We start from the raw sequence: 16,599 nt of genomic DNA on the forward strand, positions 1-16,599 counted from the left end.
GACCCCCTCGCCTCCGGCGCCCGCGACCGCGCCGAGGCCGCCAGGGCCGACCACGTCTCAAACGCCGCCGAGCGAATCGCCACGGACACCCCGTAACCACCACCCGTGAACGCATATTATGTGCGTACTCGGCCGTTTCGGCCGCACTTCCTGCGTACTCGGCTGCTTAGAGGGAGAGGGAGGTGTTGAGGGCGAGGAGCTGCTGGGTGAAGAGGGCGGCGCCGCCCTGAGCGGGGTGGCGGATGGCGGGCGCCTCCAGGCCTGCGGCGGCGATCGCGCCCTGCGCCTTCCTGCCCACCGCCACCACGGTCTCGATGCCGAGCGCGTCGATCAGCTCCAGCGCCACCGGGGCGCCGGCCCGCACCTCCGCCGGGCGCGGCGTGCGGTTGCTGCGCGGGTCGCCCGCCACGAACGGATGCAGCGGATACACCGGCCAGGACAGCGGGATCGGTCCGCGCCAGTCCCGCAGCGCCGCCCAGACCACCCGGCTCGACGCCTCCCACGGCGCCTGCGGGTGCTCGGGCAGCTCAAGTCCCGGCACCACGGCCGCCTCCGCCTCCCGCGGCGACACGAACGGGACGCCGGTGATCGTCATCCCGCGCCAGCCCGGCGCCTCGCCGAGCAGCAGCACGGATGCGTGCGGCATCGCGAGGTAGCGGCGCAGGTTCCGCTCCCGCCGCCTGCCCTCCGCGTCGTCGCCGTACAGCGCCTCTGCGTCGGGAGGGACGGGCACCTCGCGGAGCATCCGGAAGAAGCGTTCGAGCGGGTCGGCGGCCATGCCCCTACAGTGCCACGGACCCCGCGGGCCCGTCAGTCGGCCCCGTCAGTGCGCCTCGACCGCCTTGGTCTTGGACATCCGGTCGATCGCCGCGAGCGCCACGGCCGAGAGGATGAACACGCAGTGGATGACCACCTGCCAGAACACGCCCTCCGAGGTGTACTTCTCGCTGCCGAGCGCTCCCCCGCCCGCGGTGCCGATGTCGCCGACCGCGATGAACGTCTTGAGCAGGTGGATGGACGAGATGCCGATGATCGCCATCGCGAGCTTCACCTTGAGCACGTTCGCGTTCACGTGCGACAGCCACTCCGGCTGGTCGGGATGCCCCTCCACGTTCACGCGCGAGACGAACGTCTCGTAGCCGCCGATGATGACCATGATCAGCAGGTTCGCGATCATCACGACGTCGATCAGCCCGAGCACGGCGAGCATCACGTCCGCCTCGCTGATGTGCCCCTCGATCAGCACCTCCTCCGCGAGATGCCAGAGCTCGACCATGAACACCCACACGTAGACCAGCTGGGCGACGATCAGCCCGAGGTAGAGCGGGGCCTGCAGCCAGCGGCTGAAGAAGATGAAGGAGCCGATCGTGCGGCTGGCGGGGCTCTGCCTGCGCTGCGGTCCGGCGTCGGTGGTCGGGGCGGTCGGGGTCTCGATCACGGGGGTCCTCACGGGTTTCGGGCTCTCAGAATAAAAGCGCGAACATGTGAAAACCCTCAGGAAGCACCGCTGGTCACCGACTGTGACCGTCCGGTACGCCCGCCCCTGCGCGAGCAGGGTGCACAGCTACCGGACGGGGACAGTCGGGAGCGTCAGGGGCGCACGGCCACCCGGGGGTGGGTGGTGCAGGCGAGCGCCGCATCCACCTGGGCGAGCGGGAACTCCGCGCCCACCTGCTCGGCGAACGGGTACTTCGCACCCGCCTCGGTGAGGAACCGCACCGCCTGCTCCAGGTGCCGCGGCGCGTAGTTGTGCACGCCGCGGATCGTGAGCAGCCGGCGGACCAGCTGCTCCGGCATCACCGACAGCTCGGGGCCGGGCGAGACCGAGCCGACCAGCACCAGCACGCCACCGACGTCGACCGCCGCCAGCAGCGAGCGGACCGCGGACGATGCGCCGCTCAGCTCCAGCGCGATCGTTGGCGAGGACGCGCGCCCGCCCGCGCGGTTCAGCGCGGTCGCGAGGCCGGTCCGCGAGTCGGCGGCGGCCCGCGGGTCGGCGACCGCGACGGCGCCGAACGCGCGCGCGGCCTGCCGGCGCTCCGGGACCGGATCGGTGACGACGACGCGCGCCCCGGCCTCGGTCGCCATCGCGGCGGCGGTCAGCCCGAGCATCCCCGCTCCCGCGATCAGCACCAGCGCGCCGTCGAGCGGGACGATCGCCGACGCCGCCTCCAGCGCGGCGGCGACGGTCGCCGTCGAGCAGGACGCGGGGGCGAGGATCTCCGCCGGCAGGTCGTCCGGGACGGCCACCATCGGCGTCCCGTCCAGGATGTGCGTGTGCGTCGCGAACCCGCCGGACAGCTCCCAGCCGCGCCGCATCCGCTCATGCCCGTACTTCTGCAGGTTCAGGCACTTCTGCGGCAGCCCGCGCCGGCAGCGCGCGCAGCGGCCGCAGGGCACAGCGACCGACCAGACCACCCGCTCGCCGATCGAGACGCGGCGCCCGTCCGTCGTCTTCGCCCCGCCGCGGCCGAGCGCGATGACCCGGCCGACCTGCTCGTGGCCGAGCACGAGCGGCGTCGGCGCGGAGCGGTGACCGAGCACGGTGTGCACGTCGGAGCCGCACACCGTCGCGAGCTCGATCGCGACCAGCGCGTCCCCCGGGGCGAGCCGGACGCCGGGGACGGCGACCGCCTCGTGCGGGTGCCCCTCGCCCTGCCAGACCATCGCCGTCGCCGACGGGTAGACGCTCACCCCCATCCCCAGGCTCGCCGGCGGCTCGACGACGCGCGGGGTCACCGCCTTGATCGTCACCGGCCGCTCTGCCCCTCCGGGCCGCGACCGGCCTGCGCCTCGGCCTCGCCGTCCAGCTCGTCCAGGTCGTCGAGCTCGTCGTCGAGGTCGTCGTCCTCCTCCAGGTCGTCCAGCCCGAGCAGGGCGGCGAGGTCGGCGACGCTCTCGACCACCGCGTCCGCGCCGGCGTCGGTCAGTGTCTCCTCGTCGTGCGCGCCGGTCAGCACGCCGACCACGAGCCCGGCGCCCGCGGCCAGGCCGGAGGCGATGTCGCTCGCGGTGTCGCCCACGACGACCATGCCGTCCACGCTGGTGCCCCCGGTGCGCAGCAGCGCGGTGAGCGGCAGGTCGGGGAACGGACGTCCGCGGCCGGCGTCGGCCGGGCTCAGCGTGAGGTCGGCGATGTCGCGCCAGCCCAGGGCGTCGAGGACGGCGTCCTGGGTCGCGCGTGAGAAGCCGGTGGTCAGGACGACCTTCACGCCGTCCTCGCGCAGCCGCCGGATCAGCCGCTCGGCCCCCGGGACCGCGCGCAGCCCCTCGTCCGCCGTGAGCTCCGCGTAGGCGGACTCGAACACCGCGTTGGCGTGCTGCGCCTGGTCCTCGTCCCCGGTCAGCGCGCGGAACACCGTGATCTTCGACTGGCCCATCGTCTCGCGCACGTAGTCGAGGGCGCGCACCAGGTCGTCCGGCGTCTCGGCGATCCCCGCCGCCTCCGCCGCGCGCTCGAACGCGCGCTCCACGAGCCCGTCGTCGACGACGGTCGTGCCCGCCATGTCGAGCACGACGAGCTCCAGGTCGGCGAGCTCGGCGTCGCCCGGCTCCTGCTCCTCGAGGATGGCCGTGTCGTCGAACTCGCTCGTGATGAGACCGTCGGGGGTCATCGTGGTGCCTTTCTGTCGGTGCGGTGGTGGATGCCGGCCCGGGATGCGCCGGACCGGCGGGAGGTCAACGGGAGCGGGCGTTCCCCGCGGCGGTCAGCACGCCTGGGGCGGCCGAGAACAGCTCGTCGACGACGCGGTCGGCGAGGCCGAGGCCGGTCGTCATGCCGATGCCGGTGGTCACCGAGACGACGCGCACGGACGGCGCGGGCGACGCGACCAGGAACTCGTCGGGCGCGGACGCGTAGACGCCCTGCCAGCGCTCGCGCACCCGCAGCCGGGCGCCGAACAGCTCCGTCGCCCGCTCCAGCAGCAGCTCGAACGCCCGCTCCTGCTGGAACGGCGGCACGTCGTCGCCGCGGTAGTGGGTGTCCCCGACGATCAGCGTGCCGTCCGGGCGCTGCGTGTACATCTGGTTCACATCGAGAGCGGCGAGCTCCGGCCGCTCCTCCGCGAGCCGGGCGCGCAGGGCGCCGGCGCTCGGCGTGTGCGCAAAGCCCGCGTACCGCGTGAGCGACCAGCCGGTGAGCACAGGAGCCGACAGCGTGCGGTCGAGCTCCGCGTCCACCAGCATCATGTCGAGGCCGCAGCGCTGGATGCCGTGCGCCTCGGCGATCCCGGGGAACAGCTGGTCGACGTCGTGATTCACGGCGACGACGACCGCGTCGGCGGAGAGCCGGCCGCGCGAGGTGTGCACCCGGCCGGTCTCGACCCCGGTCACGGTGGTCTGCCAGTAGAAGTCGACGCCGTGCGCGTCGAGCCAGCGCGCGATGGCCGCGGCGGCCTCCCGAGGGTCCACCTGCAGGTCGGCCGGCAGCAGCGCGCCGCCGATGCCGGCGCCGTCGGCGACCGGGATGCGCTCGCGCAGCTCCGCCGCCGTCAGCATCCGCACGTCCTGGCCGCCGCGGCGGTCGCGGAACTCCTCCAGCACGGCCAGCTCGTCCTGCGCCTGCGCGACGACGACCGTCCCGGTCTCGCGCAGCCAGAAGCCGGCCTCCGGGGCGAGCGTCAGCCACAGCTCCCTCGCCAGCTCGGCGTAGGCGCGCGCCTCGCCCTCCTGGCCGGTGATGCACAGGTGCCCGAAGTTGCGGATGGACGCGCCGTTGACGCCGGACGCGCGGTCCACGACGGCGACGGTGAGGCCCCGGCGCAGCGCCGCGACGGCGTGCCCGAGCCCGACGATGCCCCCGCCGACGATCGCGAGGTCGTAGTGCCTGCCCATCCCTGCCTCCCGTCCGCGCCTCAGCGCAGCGCCTTCCGCATCCAGACCGCGATGCCCTCGACGACGAACACCGTCGCCATGATCACGAGGACGAACGCGAACACCTCGTTCCACGCGGAGACGCGCGCCGCGTTGTTCAGGTAGAAGCCGATCCCGCCGCTGCCGACGACGCCGAGCACGGTCGCCGCGCGGATGTTGGAGTCGAACAGGTAGAAGCTGTGGCCGACGAACGCGGGGACGCTCGGCGGGACGGTCGCGGACGAATACACCTGGAGCCGCCGGGCGCCGACCGCCGTCAGCGCGCGCTGCGGACCGGCGGGCACCTCCTCGATGGAGTCGGCGAACAGCTTGCCGAGCAGCCCGATCCCGCCGAACGCGAGCGCGAACACGGCCGCCGTCGGGCCGAGCCCGGTGATGATGATGAGGACGATCGCGAGCACCAGCTCCGGGACGCCGCGGATCGCGACCAGCAGCGTGCGGAAGGTGCCGCGGGTCACCGGTCCCGGCGCGACGTTGCGCGCCGCGAACGAGCCGAGCACCAGCGAGAACAGCAGGCTGACCACGGTCGCCGCGAGCGCGATCAGCACCGTGTCGCGCATCGCGACGGCGATCTGCTCGACCGTGTACGGCTCGAACGTCGGCGGCCAGAACCGGATCAGCGGCAGGTTGCGCCAGAAGGTCAGGAAGTCGGCCCAGTGGATCTGCGCCACCCAGAACGCGCCGAGGATCACCGCGGCGACGAGCACGGCGGTCACGGTGTTGCGCACGCGGCGCTGGGTGAGCGTCCGGGGCGTACCGCCGCCGAGCATCCCGCGGCGGATGACGGAGGAGACGACCTCCATCACGACGCACAGCGCGAACATCACGACGGCGAGCGCCATCGCGGTGCGGTAGTCGAGGGTCGCCAGCGCCTTCCACATCTCGTAGCCGAGGCCGGCGACGCCGACGTAGCCGAGGATGATCGAGCCGCGCAGGTTGATGTCGTTGCGGTGCAGCACGGTCGCCACCCAGCTCGGGGCCACCTGCGGCAGCACGCCGGAGAAGAACTCCTGCGCGCGGCTGCCGCCCGCCGCCCGGATCGCCTGGCGCGGGCCCTCGTCGATCTGCTCGATGGCGTCGGCGAAGAGCTTCGAGATCATCCCGATCGAGTGGATGCCGATGGCGAGGATGCCGGGGAGGGTGCCGAGGCTGAACAGCACGGCGAAGACCATCGCGAGCACCACGTCCGGCAGGGAGCGGGTGGCGACGGTGAGGAAGCGGCCGATCCACTGCAGGCTGCGGTGCGGGGTGGTGTTCGCGGCGGCGATGTACGCGACCGGCACCGAGAGCAGCGCGGCCAGGAGCGTGCCGAGCACGACCATCCCGAGCGTCTGACCGATGGCCGGCCAGAGCACCTCGGGCGGCGGGAAGCGCAGCGGGACGACGCGCTCCAGGAACGCCTCGGCGTGCGGCAGCGATCGCGCCACGGTCTCGAAGCTCACGCCGAGGACGGGGAAGGCGGCGATGCCGGTCGCCAGCAGCGCGACGAGGACGATCACCGCCGCGGTGCGGGAGGCGGAGGGACGAGGACGCCGGGCGGGTGCCCGCGTCGCGAGGGGGATCGTGACCATCAGCGGGCGGTGCTCTGCTCGGAGACCACGGCCTGCGCCAGCTCGCGCTCGTCCGCGGCGTCCTCGCCGGCGCCCAGCTCGGTCTCGATGGCCGCGAGCTCCTGCGTCGTGACGGCGACGCGGCCGTAGATCTCCATGACCTGCGCCTTGTCGAGGCCGGCGGTCGGGGTGTCGAGCACGACGCTGCCGTGCCGCAGGCCCACGATCCGGTCGCCCCAGCCGAGCGCCAGGTCCACCTGGTGCAGGCTGCAGATGACGGTGAGCCCGTCGTCGAGCGCGATCTCGCGGATGAGCGACATCACCGTCTCGCTCGACTCCGGGTCGAGGGAGGCGACCGGCTCGTCCGCCAGGAGCACCTCCGGCTCCTGCATGAGCGCGCGGGCGATGGCGACGCGCTGCTGCTGGCCGCCGGAGAGGGTGTCTGCACGCTGGTAGGCCTTGTCGGCGAGGCCGACGCGCTCCAGGTGCGCGAGCGCGCGGCGGCGCAGCGCGCCCGGGTAGCTGAAGACGCCGAGGCGCGGGCCGCGGAGCGTCGCGAGGGACCCGGTCAGCACGTTCTCGAGCACGGTCAGCGGGCCGACCAGCTCGAACTGCTGGAAGATGAAACCGACCCGGGACCGGAGCGCGCGCAGCCCCCTGCCCTTCAGGCCGGGGACGGACTGGCCGAGCACGCGCACGTCGCCCGTGGTCGGCAGCTCGAGCCCGTCGAGGTGCCGCAGCAGGGTGGACTTGCCGGAGCCGGAGAGCCCCAGAAGGACCACGATCTCCCCCCGGTCGACGGACAGGGTCACGTCGTCCAGCGCGGTCGTCTCTCCGAACCGCTTCGTCATCCCCGACACCTCGACGGCGCGCGCCTTCCCAGCCATGCCGCTCAGGCTAGGAGCCCGTGACGACGCCACCGCGACGCCCGGGTTACGCCCCGGTGAACGCCCGGCAACACCCGCGCGCACATCCCCCGCCGAACGCGGAACCGCCCCCCCCCGGCGGGGGCGGGCGGTTCCGGGGAGGTGCTCGGTTACTTCGCCTCGCACTGCGCGGCCTTGGTGACCTTGCAGATGTCGCGGATCTGGTCGTAGTACGCGTCGTCGACCGGGCTGAACGCGTAGAACGTCGCCTTGAAGCCGTCCGAGTCGGCGTTCTTGATGCCCGCCTTCTGGATGTCGTCGATCGTCACGCTCGACAGCTTGTCGGAGAGGTCCTTCTTGATCTCGTCCGGGAGGGTGTTCGAGAACACCATCGGCGCGCCGGGGACCATCGTCTTGGCGACGACCTTGAGGCCGGACTGGGCGTCCACCGCGGAGTCCTCTGCGAAGCCCGCCTGGCACTCGGCGCCCTGCGACACCTTGAGCGCGGAGGCGTCGTGCTTGCCCGCGAACACCGGCGTGATGTCCTTCTCGGGGTCGATGCCGGCCTTGATCAGGTTGTAGGTCGGGAACAGGTAGCCCGAGGTGGAGCTCGGGTCGACGAAGCAGACCTTCTTGCCCTTGAAGTCGTCGATGGACGAGATGGACGAGTTCGCCGGGACGATCGCCTCGGAGTAGTAGCCGGGCTTCTGCCCCTCCTTGGTGACGATGGAGGCGAACGGCGTGATCTTCGCGCCGCCGTTGGTGGCGGTCACGTAGGTGAATCCGGAGAAGCTGGCGACGTCGATCTGGCCGGCGATGGCGGCCTGGATGAGCGCGGTGTAGTCGCTGGACTCGCGGTACTCGACCTTCTTGCCGGTGATCTTCGCGATGTAGTCGGCGATCGGCTGGTAGTTCGACTGCGTGTTCACCGTGTCCGGGACGACGCCGAAGACGAGCGTGCTCGAGTCCTTGGCGAAGGTCCCGGCGTCCGTCGCGCCGTCGGTGGACGAGGCGCCCGCGGAGCCGCTGCACGCGGCGAGGCCGAGCGAGAGGACGAGCGCGGCGCCGACCGCGAGCGTCTTGGTGATGGACAGTTTCATGGGAGTTCGGGACCTTCCTGGTGAGGTGTGCGCACGCCGGTGCCCGGCGGCTGCTGTGTTCCGTCGGGAACGCTAGGGGCGCCAGGCGACCGGACGGGCAACCGCCGGTGACGCGGTCGTGAACGGTTGGCGCTCCCCCGCCTCCCCGGGCAGACTCGGTGGATGACCGCTGCAGGTGAACGGCAGGAGCCGATCCTCGTCGACGCGCTGTGGACCGGCACGGGTTTCGACGGTCCGACGCGGCTGGAGCGCGACGGCGACCGCCTGCGCCCGGCGCCGGCGGCGTCGGGCGCGGCCCCGGCGCGCCACCTCGGCGGGACGCTCATCCCGTCGCTCACCGACCACCACGTCCACCTCGGCCTCGTGGACGGCGCCGCACTGTTCGCCGGCGGCCTCACGCACGTGATCGACCTCGGCTGGATCCCCGCCGTCGCCGCCGCCTGGGCCGCCGCGTTCCGCGACAGCGGACCAGAGGTGGCCATCGCGGGCGGGTTCCTCACCGCGCCGGGCGGCTACCCGGCGCGCGCGGCGTGGGCGCCCGCCGGGGCCGCGGTTCAGGTGCGCGACGCCGCGGAGGCGCGCGCGGCCGTCCGCGCGCAGCTGGCCGTCGGAGCCTCCCGGATCAAGGTGACCCTGAACACCGACGCCGGCCCGACCGTCGACGATGCGACGCTGCGGGCGATCGTCGCGGAGGCGCACGCGGCGGGCGTCCCGGTCGCCTGCCACGCGCAGGGTGCCGGCCAGGCCGCCCGCGCCCTGGCCGCCGGCGTCGACCAGCTCGCGCACACCCCGTTCGCCGAGCGCGTGCCGGACGACGTGATCGCCCGCTCGGTCGAGGCCGGGATGACGTGGGTGTCCACGCTCGACATCAACGGCTGGGGCGACCGCTCGACGCGCGAGCACCGGTTCGCGTTCGACAACGCCCGCAGGTTCGTGGCCGCGGGCGGCCGCATCCTGTACGGCACCGACCAGGGCAACGGCGCGCTGCCTCCCGGCGTGGACGAGCGCGAGCTGACGCTGCTCCACGATGCCGGTCTCACCGGCGACGACCTCGTGCGCAGCATCGCCGGCGCCGAGCGCCACGACACCATCGGCCCGCGCTGCGCCTGGCTCCCCACCCCGCCGCCCGCCGACCCCGCCGCCCTCCCCGCCTGGCTCGCCACCGCCCGAGCCCACCACCTCCCCCGCACCCTCTAACCCCCGAGTACGCAGAAAGTGGGGCCGAAACGGCCGAGTACGCAGATAATCCGCGTACTCGACGGTTGCGCGGGTGTTGCACTGGGGTGACGGGCGGCGGAGAATTGCAATATGAGCGTCGACGACAATACGCGCGAGTTCGACCCCGACATCGTCACCGACTTCCGCGAACGGATGTCGTACGGGTCCTATCTCGATCTGGGCACGCTGCTCAGCGCGCAGAAGCCGGTCAGTACGCCGGAGCACCACGACGAGCTGCTGTTCATCATCCAGCACCAGACCACCGAGCTCTGGCTCAAGCTCGTGCTGCACGAGCTGGAGTCCGCGCGCGACCTGCTGCGCGCCGACGCGCTGCAGCCCGCGCTCAAGCGCATCGCCCGCGTCAAGCACATCCAGAAGACGCTGACCGAGCAGTGGTCCGTCCTGGCGACCCTGACCCCGACCGAGTACGCGGAGTTCCGCGGCTTCCTCGGCAACTCGTCCGGCTTCCAGTCGTACCAGTACCGCGCGGTGGAGTTCGTGCTCGGCAACAAGAACCGGCGGATGCTGTCGGTGTTCCGCGACGACCCGGCCGCGCACGCCATGCTGCAGGAGCTGCTGGACGCGCCGAGCGTCTACGACGAGTTCCTGCGCTACCTGGCCAGGTCCGGCCACCCCGTCCCGGCGTCCGTGCTCGACCGCGACGTGACGGAGGCGCACGTCTTCACGCCAGAGCTGGTGCCGGTGTTCCTCGCCATCTACCGGAACGCCGCGGAGCACTGGAGCGAGTACGAGGCCTGCGAGGAGCTGGTCGACCTGGAGGACAACTTCCAGCTCTGGCGGTTCCGCCACCTCAAGACCGTCCAGCGCACCATCGGGATGAAGACGGGCACCGGGGGTTCGACCGGCGTCTCGTTCCTGCAGAAGGCGCTCGACCTCACCTTCTTCCCCGAGCTGTTCGCCGTCCGCACCGAGATCGGAGCACCCGCATGACCGACGAGACCGAGCCGATCGGCGCCGCGTTCGGCACCGAGACGTCCGAGCCTTTCGACGCCGAGGAGACCGCCCGCCGCCTCGACGCCGCCGACCCGCTCGCCGGCTACCGCGCCCGCTTCGTCGGCGTCGACGCGCCCACCCCGTCCGTCGCCGCCTACTTCGACGGCAATTCCCTCGGCCGGCCGACGCTCGCGAGCGTCGAGCGCATCCAGCGCTTCCTCGTCGAGTCGTGGGGCGGCCGCCTGATCCGCGGCTGGGACGAGGAGTGGATGGAGCTGCCGTTCACGATCGGTGACGCGCTCGGCCGCACCGCGCTCGGGGCGGCCCCCGGCCAGACATTCATCGCCGACTCCACCACCGTGGTCCTGTACAAGCTCGCCCGCGCGGCCGTCGACTCCCTGCCCGAGCGCAGCGAGATCGTCCTCGACACCGACAACTTCCCCACCGACCGCTACCTGCTCGACGGCATCGCGCGGGAGCGCGGCCTGCGCCTGGTCTGGATCGAGGCGGACAGCGAGGCGGGCGTCACCCCGGAGCAGGTGGCCGCCGTCGTCGGCCCGCGCACCGCGCTCGTCGTGCTCAGCCACGTCGCCTACCGGTCCGGCTACCTCGCCGACGCCGCCCTCATCACGCGCATCGCGCACGACGCCGGCGCCCTGGTGCTCTGGGACCTGTGCCACTCGGCCGGCTCCGTGCCGGTCGAGCTCGACGCCTGGGACGTCGACCTGGCCGCCGGCTGCACCTACACGTACCTGAACGGCGGGCCGGGCGCGCCCGCGTTCGGCGGCGTGTACGCGCGGCTCGCGGGCCGGCTCAGCCAGCCCATCCAGGGCTGGATGGGCGTGCGCGACGTGTTCCTGATGGGCCCGGAGTACGAACCGGCGGACGGCGTGCGCCGGTTCCTCTCCGGGACCCCTCCGGTAGTCGGGATGCTCGCCATGCAGGACACGATCGCCATGATCGAGGAGGCGGGGATCGCCGCGGTGCGGGCCAAGTCGGTGCGGCTCACCGAGTTCGCCGTCGCACTCGCCGACGCGTGGCTCGGCCCGCTCGGCGCGGCGATCGCAAGCCCGCGCGACCCGGAGCGCCGCGGCGGCCACGTGACCGTGAACCACCCGGCCATGCGCGAGGTGACGCAGCGGCTCTGGGAGCGCGATGTCATCCCCGACTACCGCGACCCGGACGGCCTGCGCATCGGCCTCTCGCCGTTCAGCACCTCGTTCGACGAGGTCCGGCTGGGCATGACCGCGGTGCGGGACGTGCTCGGCGAGCTCACGCATGACTGAAGCCGCCCGCCGGGAGGACCTGGAGGCGCGCAGCGGCTCCGCGACCGCCCTGCTGCGCACGGTGGTCGGGGCGGTGCTCCGGCCGATCGGCGGCTGGATGAGCGCGGCGGGCGCGGTCGCGCTGATGTCCGCGCTCGACGTCCCCGCCGCGACGGCGCGGTCGAGTCTCGCCCGGCTCTGCGCGCGCGGCGTGCTGGTCAGGGAGCCGCGGGACGGTGTCGCCGGCTACGCGCTCGACCCGGCCGCCGTCCCCATGCTGGAGCGCGGCGACCTCCGGATCTTCGGCCAGCGCACCGCCGCCGACGCCGACCGCTGGTGCCTGGTCTCGTTCTCGTTCCCCGAGCACCAGCGCTCGCGCAGGCACCAGCTGCGCACGAGGCTCGCGGCGCTCGGCTGCGGCACGGTCGCTGACGGCCTGTGGATCGGCCCGGCCTCCCTCGAACCGGAGCTGGCCGAGTCCGTGCGGGAGTTCGGGGCGGAGCTGTTCGTCGGAGCGCGGCCGGCCGCCGAGCTCCGGGCGGGCCTCTCCCGCTGGTACGACCTGGACGGCATCCGCGCCGTCCACGAGACGTTCCTCGACCGGTTCGCGCCGGCGGCATCCCGCCTCCCCGCGGACCCCCGCGACGCGTTCGCGCTCTGGGTGCGCGTGCTCGACGAGTGGCGCGTGATCCCCTACCGCGACCCCGGCCTCCCGGCCGCCGGGCTGCCGGACGACTGGCCCGGCGCCGCGTCCCGCGCCCTCTTCGCGCGCCTGCGGGATGCGCTGCAGGAGCCCGCGGTCGGCTACGCCGCCCGCTCGGCGGCCGGCGGCCATCCACTGCCCGGCCCCACGGTAGAATCGGTGGCGTCCCCCATGCGCGAATGAGCGGAGATCACCCTTTGTCGACGATCGTTGTTGAAGTCATGCCCAAGGCGGAGCTGCTCGACCCCCCGGGGAAGGCCGTCGCCGGGGCGCTCGCACGCACCGGCAAGGGCCGGTTCTCCGACGTCCGCGTCGGCAAGCGCTTCGAGCTCACCGTGGACGGCCCGATCGACGACGCCACGCGCGCCGCGGTCGAGGAGATCGCCGCCGAGATCCTGTCGAACTCGGTCATCGAGGACGTCGTCGGCATCCACTACCCGGACGAGGCCGAGTGATGCGCGTCGGCGTCATCACCTTCCCCGGCTCCCTGGACGACAGGGACGCGCTGCGCGCCGTCCGCATCGCGGGCGCCGAGCCGGTCGCGCTCTGGCACGGCGACCACGACCTGCAGGGCGTCGACGCCCTGGTGCTGCCCGGCGGCTTCAGCTACGGCGACTACCTGCGCTGCGGCGCGATCGCGAGCCTCTCGCCGATCATGACCGAGGTCGTGGACGCGGCGGGCAAGGGGATGCCGGTGCTCGGCATCTGCAACGGCTTTCAGATGCTCGCCGAGGCGCACCTCGTCGCCGGCGGCCTGATCCGCAACGACCACGGCACCTTCATCCGCCGCGACCAGCACCTGATCGTGGAGAACGCGGACACGCCGTGGACGAACGGCTTCGAGCAGGGCCAGGAGATCGTCATCCCGCTGAAGAACGGCGAGGGCGGCTTCATCGCCTCGGCCGAGGAGCTGAAGCGGCTCGAGGGCGAGGGCCTGGTCACGTTCCGCTACAAGGACGTCAACCCGAACGGCTCGCTCAACGACATCGCCGGCGTGCGCAACGAGCGCGGCAACGTCGTCGGCCTGATGCCGCACCCCGAGCACGCCGTGGAGCCGGGCTTCGGACCGGACACCTCCGCCGCGATGCGCTCGGGCGTGGACGGACTCACCTTCTTCACGTCCGTCATCCGCTCCACCCTCGTCGCCGCGTAGCGCGTCCCGTCGAGTGGTGACTCGTTGCTGCTTGGCGCCGGCGTGTCGGCGCAACGACTCACCACTCGCCGAGGGAGCCGGTCACGGGAGGCGGGTGTAGGCGATGATGCGGAGGTCGGGGCGGTCGGCGGGGGTGAGCTGGTGGTGCTCCAGGCGCACGTCGCCGTCGCGGGGATGGTGGAAGCGCCGTTCCCTGGACTCGAACCCGCCGATGTCGTAGCGCTCCCACGCGAGCGCGAACTCCGGGCTGGCCCCGCGCAGCCGCTCCACGAGCGCGCGCACCGCGGCGTCGCCCGATCGCGGACCCGTCTCCGCCCGGAACTCCGCCAGGAACCGCCCGCTCGTCTCCTCCCAGTCCGGGAGCAGCTCCCGCACCGCCGGGTCGGTGTAGACCAGCCAGAGCAGGTTCCGCTCCGCGCGCGGGACGACAGCCACCCGCGGGTACAGGTCGGCGTAGCCCCGGTTCCAGCCGACGATGCCCCAGTCCGGCGCGAGCGCGAACGCGGGGTTCGGGTCGAGCGCGTCCAGCAGGCGCTGCAGGTGCGGGGGCGCATCCTCGACCGCCACCGTCGTCGCCGGCGGCGCAAGCCCGAACCCGGCCAGGGACAGCAGGTACTCGTGCTCGGGAGACGAGAGCCGCAGGGTTCGGGCGACCGCATCCAGCACCGAGCGCGACGGGTTGATCGGGCGGCCCTGCTCCAGCCAGGTGTACCAGGTGACGCTGACACCGGACAGGTAGGCGATCTCCTCTCGGCGCAGGCCCGTGTCGCGCGTGCGCCCGACCGGCGGCAGCCCGTACTCGGCGCGCGGCGCCTGCTCGCGCCTGGCGCGCAGGAACCGGCCCAGCTCGCGGCGACGGTCGTCGGCATCGGTCACGCGACGATACTAGTGCTCTCAGTACTAGTATCAGCGCCGCCTTCCGCGCCCCCGCGCACACACCCAGCATGGGAGCATGCCCCAGCTCCGCTCCCGCACTGTCACCCACGGCCGCAACATGGCGGGCGCCCGCGCACTGCTGCGCGCCGCCGGCGTCGCCCGCGAGGACTTCGGAAAGCCGATCGTCGCCGTCGCGAACAGCTTCACCGAGTTCGTCCCCGGTCACACCCACCTGCAGCCCGTCGGCCGCATCGTCTCCGCCGCCGTGCAGGAGGCGGGCGGCATCCCGCGCGAGTTCAACACCATCGCCGTCGACGACGGCATCGCGATGGGCCACGGCGGGATGCTGTACTCGCTGCCCTCGCGCGAGCTGATCGCCGACTCGGTCGAGTACATGGTCAACGCGCACTGCGCCGACGTGCTGGTGTGCGTCTCCAACTGCGACAAGATCACGCCCGGGATGCTGCTGGCAGCGCTGCGCCTAAACATCCCGACCGTGTTCGTCTCCGGCGGACCGATGGAGGGCGGCCGCACCACCCTGGTCGACGGCACGGTCCGCAAGCTGGACCTCATCTCCGCCATCGCGGACTCGGCGAACGACAGCGTCAGCGACACCGACCTGCTGCGCATCGAGGAGAACGCCTGCCCGACCTGCGGCTCGTGCTCGGGGATGTTCACCGCCAACTCGATGAACTTCCTCGTGGAGGCGCTCGGCCTCGGGCTGCCCGGCAACGGCTCGACGCTCGCCACCCACACCGCCCGCCGCGCACTGTACGAGAAGGCGGGCGCGACCGCCGTGGAGCTCGCCCACCGCTACTACGACCAGGACGACGCATCCGTGCTGCCGCGCTCGATCGCGACCAGCGCCGCGTTCGGCAACGCGATGGCGCTCGACATCGCGATGGGCGGCTCGACGAACACGATCCTGCACCTGCTCGCCGCGGCGCGCGAGGGCGGGATCGACTACGACCTGGCCGACATCGACGCGCTCTCCCGCCGCGTCCCGTGCCTGTCGAAGGTCGCCCCGAACGGCGCCGCGCTGGTGGAGGACGTGCACCGCGCGGGCGGCGTCCCCGCGCTGCTCGGCGAGCTGGACCGCGCGGGGCTGCTCGACCGCGGCGTCCACAGCGTCCACGCGCCCGACCTCGCGTCCTGGCTCGCCGACTGGGACATCCGCGGCGGCTCGGCGACGCCAGAGGCGATCGAGCTGTTCCACGCCGCTCCCGGCGGGGTGCGTTCGTCGTCCGCGTTCTCGCAGTCGGAGCGCTGGCACGAGCTCGACCTGGATGCCGAGACGGGCGTGATCCGGGATGTCGCCCACGCGTATTCGAAGGACGGCGGCCTCGCCATCCTGCGCGGCAACCTGGCGCCGGACGGCGCGGTCGTGAAGACCGCGGGCGTGGACGAGAGCATCCTCACCTTCTCCGGCCCCGCCGTCGTCGTCGACTCGCAGGAGGCGGCGGTCGAGGCGATCCTCGGCAAGCGCGTGAAGGAGGGCGACGTGGTCGTGATCCGCTACGAGGGCCCGCGCGGCGGCCCCGGCATGCAGGAGATGCTCTACCCGACCTCGTTCCTCAAGGGCCGCGGCCTCGGCGCGAAGTGCGCGCTGATCACCGACGGCCGGTTCTCCGGCGGCACCTCCGGGCTGTCGATCGGGCACGTCTCGCCGGAAGCGGCGGCCGGCGGCCTGATCGCCCTCGTCGAGGACGGCGACACCATCAGCATCGACGTGCACAGCCGTGCCATCCGCCTGGAGGTGCCGGACGCCGTGCTGGACGCCCGCCGCGAGGCGCTCGAGGCCGGCGCCGGCTACCGCCCCGTGGACCGCGACCGCCCGGTCTCGGCCGCGCTGCGCGCCTACGCCGCCCTCGCGCTGTCCGCCGACAAGGGCGCCGCCCGCGACGTCGACCAGCTCACCCCCGTCCCCGCGCGCGCCACCGCCACCGTCTGACCGCAGGGCGCCCCGCACACGCAAAACCGGGCGCGTTGCCCCCAGTCGCGCCGGGTTTTGTGTGGGGGGGGGCGGGGGGGCCCCCTTGGGG

16 protein-coding genes are annotated in these 16,599 nt (G+C 73.0%); 7 read left to right on the top strand and 9 right to left on the bottom strand.

Annotated elements, in window-relative coordinates; all coding sequences use genetic code 11:
- Window positions 1-166: 166 nt before the first annotated feature.
- The 8 genes from ACTHMF_RS07200 to ACTHMF_RS07235 all read right to left on the bottom strand — a co-directional run bounded on the left by ACTHMF_RS07200 (window position 167) and on the right by ACTHMF_RS07235 (window position 8,388).
- The gene (locus tag ACTHMF_RS07200) at window positions 167-778 is read right to left on the bottom strand and encodes a uracil-DNA glycosylase (protein WP_440316878.1); all 612 of its coding nucleotides are present in this window, start codon (window positions 776-778) and stop codon (window positions 167-169) included.
- A 45-nt stretch (window positions 779-823) separates the two neighbouring features.
- Window positions 824-1,438, bottom strand: coding sequence for a TIGR00645 family protein (locus ACTHMF_RS07205; protein WP_440316880.1), 615 nt, complete (start codon window positions 1,436-1,438; stop codon window positions 824-826).
- A 152-nt stretch (window positions 1,439-1,590) separates the two neighbouring features.
- Window positions 1,591-2,754 (bottom strand): alcohol dehydrogenase catalytic domain-containing protein, encoded by a 1,164-nt coding sequence (locus ACTHMF_RS07210; RefSeq protein WP_440316881.1) that lies wholly within the window; start codon window positions 2,752-2,754, stop codon window positions 1,591-1,593.
- Window positions 2,751-3,614: a phosphonatase-like hydrolase gene (locus ACTHMF_RS07215; protein WP_440316882.1), complete on the bottom strand. Its 864-nt coding sequence runs from the start codon at window positions 3,612-3,614 to the stop codon at window positions 2,751-2,753. Before ACTHMF_RS07215 ends, ACTHMF_RS07210 begins: the two co-directional genes overlap by 4 nt.
- 64 nt (window positions 3,615-3,678) lie before the next feature.
- Window positions 3,679-4,833: a TIGR03364 family FAD-dependent oxidoreductase gene (locus ACTHMF_RS07220; RefSeq protein ID WP_440316883.1), complete on the bottom strand. Its 1,155-nt coding sequence runs from the start codon at window positions 4,831-4,833 to the stop codon at window positions 3,679-3,681.
- A gap of 20 nt (window positions 4,834-4,853) precedes the next feature.
- Window positions 4,854-6,443, bottom strand: coding sequence for a phosphonate ABC transporter, permease protein PhnE (gene phnE / locus ACTHMF_RS07225; RefSeq protein WP_440316884.1), 1,590 nt, complete (start codon window positions 6,441-6,443; stop codon window positions 4,854-4,856).
- On the bottom strand, window positions 6,443-7,309 hold the full coding sequence (phnC, locus tag ACTHMF_RS07230; RefSeq protein WP_314149557.1) for a phosphonate ABC transporter ATP-binding protein: 867 nt from the start codon (window positions 7,307-7,309) through the stop codon (window positions 6,443-6,445). Before phnC ends, phnE begins: the two co-directional genes overlap by 1 nt.
- 149 nt (window positions 7,310-7,458) lie before the next feature.
- Window positions 7,459-8,388, bottom strand: coding sequence for a phosphate/phosphite/phosphonate ABC transporter substrate-binding protein (locus tag ACTHMF_RS07235; protein WP_440316885.1), 930 nt, complete (start codon window positions 8,386-8,388; stop codon window positions 7,459-7,461).
- Between the two features lie 162 nt (window positions 8,389-8,550).
- Here ACTHMF_RS07235 and ACTHMF_RS07240 point away from each other — a divergent pair, with 162 nt between their 5' ends.
- The 6 genes from ACTHMF_RS07240 to purQ all read left to right on the top strand — a co-directional run bounded on the left by ACTHMF_RS07240 (window position 8,551) and on the right by purQ (window position 13,681).
- Complete coding sequence (locus tag ACTHMF_RS07240) at window positions 8,551-9,585, top strand: amidohydrolase family protein (RefSeq protein ID WP_440316886.1); 1,035 nt, start codon at window positions 8,551-8,553, stop codon at window positions 9,583-9,585.
- A gap of 111 nt (window positions 9,586-9,696) precedes the next feature.
- Window positions 9,697-10,557: a tryptophan 2,3-dioxygenase gene (kynA, locus tag ACTHMF_RS07245; RefSeq protein ID WP_440316887.1), complete on the top strand. Its 861-nt coding sequence runs from the start codon at window positions 9,697-9,699 to the stop codon at window positions 10,555-10,557.
- Window positions 10,554-11,846: a kynureninase gene (locus ACTHMF_RS07250; protein WP_440316888.1), complete on the top strand. Its 1,293-nt coding sequence runs from the start codon at window positions 10,554-10,556 to the stop codon at window positions 11,844-11,846. The genes kynA and ACTHMF_RS07250 overlap by 4 nt, the downstream gene beginning before the upstream one ends.
- The gene (locus tag ACTHMF_RS07255; protein ID WP_440316889.1) at window positions 11,839-12,711 is read left to right on the top strand and encodes a PaaX family transcriptional regulator; all 873 of its coding nucleotides are present in this window, start codon (window positions 11,839-11,841) and stop codon (window positions 12,709-12,711) included. Before ACTHMF_RS07250 ends, ACTHMF_RS07255 begins: the two co-directional genes overlap by 8 nt.
- A 14-nt stretch (window positions 12,712-12,725) precedes the next feature.
- Entirely contained in the window at window positions 12,726-12,983 is a 258-nt protein-coding gene (gene purS / locus ACTHMF_RS07260) for a phosphoribosylformylglycinamidine synthase subunit PurS (RefSeq protein ID WP_440316890.1), read from the top strand.
- Window positions 12,983-13,681 (top strand): phosphoribosylformylglycinamidine synthase subunit PurQ, encoded by a 699-nt coding sequence (purQ, locus tag ACTHMF_RS07265; RefSeq protein WP_314148028.1) that lies wholly within the window; start codon window positions 12,983-12,985, stop codon window positions 13,679-13,681. The genes purS and purQ overlap by 1 nt, the downstream gene beginning before the upstream one ends.
- 81 nt (window positions 13,682-13,762) lie before the next feature.
- Here purQ and ACTHMF_RS07270 read toward each other — a convergent pair whose 3' ends face one another.
- Complete coding sequence (locus ACTHMF_RS07270; RefSeq protein ID WP_440316891.1) at window positions 13,763-14,557, bottom strand: helix-turn-helix transcriptional regulator; 795 nt, start codon at window positions 14,555-14,557, stop codon at window positions 13,763-13,765.
- Between the two features lie 76 nt (window positions 14,558-14,633).
- Here ACTHMF_RS07270 and ilvD point away from each other — a divergent pair, with 76 nt between their 5' ends.
- Entirely contained in the window at window positions 14,634-16,508 is a 1,875-nt protein-coding gene (gene ilvD / locus ACTHMF_RS07275) for a dihydroxy-acid dehydratase (protein WP_440316892.1), read from the top strand.
- Window positions 16,509-16,599 lie beyond the last annotated feature (91 nt).

The sequence above is a fragment of the Leifsonia sp. genome, assembly GCF_051955155.1.
Classification (GTDB): Bacteria; Actinomycetota; Actinomycetes; order Actinomycetales; family Microbacteriaceae; genus Leifsonia.

Bases quoted from the DNA above. Each gene is read 5' to 3' on its own strand.
- ACTHMF_RS07200 (WP_440316878.1), bottom strand. From the start codon at position 778: ATGGCCGCCGACCCGCTCGAACGCTTCTTCCGGATGCTCCGCGAGGTG.
- ACTHMF_RS07215 (WP_440316882.1), bottom strand. From the start codon at position 3,614: ATGACCCCCGACGGTCTCATCACGAGCGAGTTCGACGACACGGCCATC.
- ACTHMF_RS07220 (WP_440316883.1), bottom strand. From the start codon at position 4,833: ATGGGCAGGCACTACGACCTCGCGATCGTCGGCGGGGGCATCGTCGGG.
- phnE (WP_440316884.1), bottom strand. From the start codon at position 6,443: ATGGTCACGATCCCCCTCGCGACGCGGGCACCCGCCCGGCGTCCTCGT.
- phnC (WP_314149557.1), bottom strand. From the start codon at position 7,309: ATGGCTGGGAAGGCGCGCGCCGTCGAGGTGTCGGGGATGACGAAGCGG.
- ACTHMF_RS07235 (WP_440316885.1), bottom strand. From the start codon at position 8,388: ATGAAACTGTCCATCACCAAGACGCTCGCGGTCGGCGCCGCGCTCGTC.
- ACTHMF_RS07240 (WP_440316886.1), top strand. From the start codon at position 8,551: ATGACCGCTGCAGGTGAACGGCAGGAGCCGATCCTCGTCGACGCGCTG.
- kynA (WP_440316887.1), top strand. From the start codon at position 9,697: ATGAGCGTCGACGACAATACGCGCGAGTTCGACCCCGACATCGTCACC.
- ACTHMF_RS07250 (WP_440316888.1), top strand. From the start codon at position 10,554: ATGACCGACGAGACCGAGCCGATCGGCGCCGCGTTCGGCACCGAGACG.
- ACTHMF_RS07255 (WP_440316889.1), top strand. From the start codon at position 11,839: ATGACTGAAGCCGCCCGCCGGGAGGACCTGGAGGCGCGCAGCGGCTCC.
- purQ (WP_314148028.1), top strand. From the start codon at position 12,983: ATGCGCGTCGGCGTCATCACCTTCCCCGGCTCCCTGGACGACAGGGAC.
- ilvD (WP_440316892.1), top strand. From the start codon at position 14,634: ATGCCCCAGCTCCGCTCCCGCACTGTCACCCACGGCCGCAACATGGCG.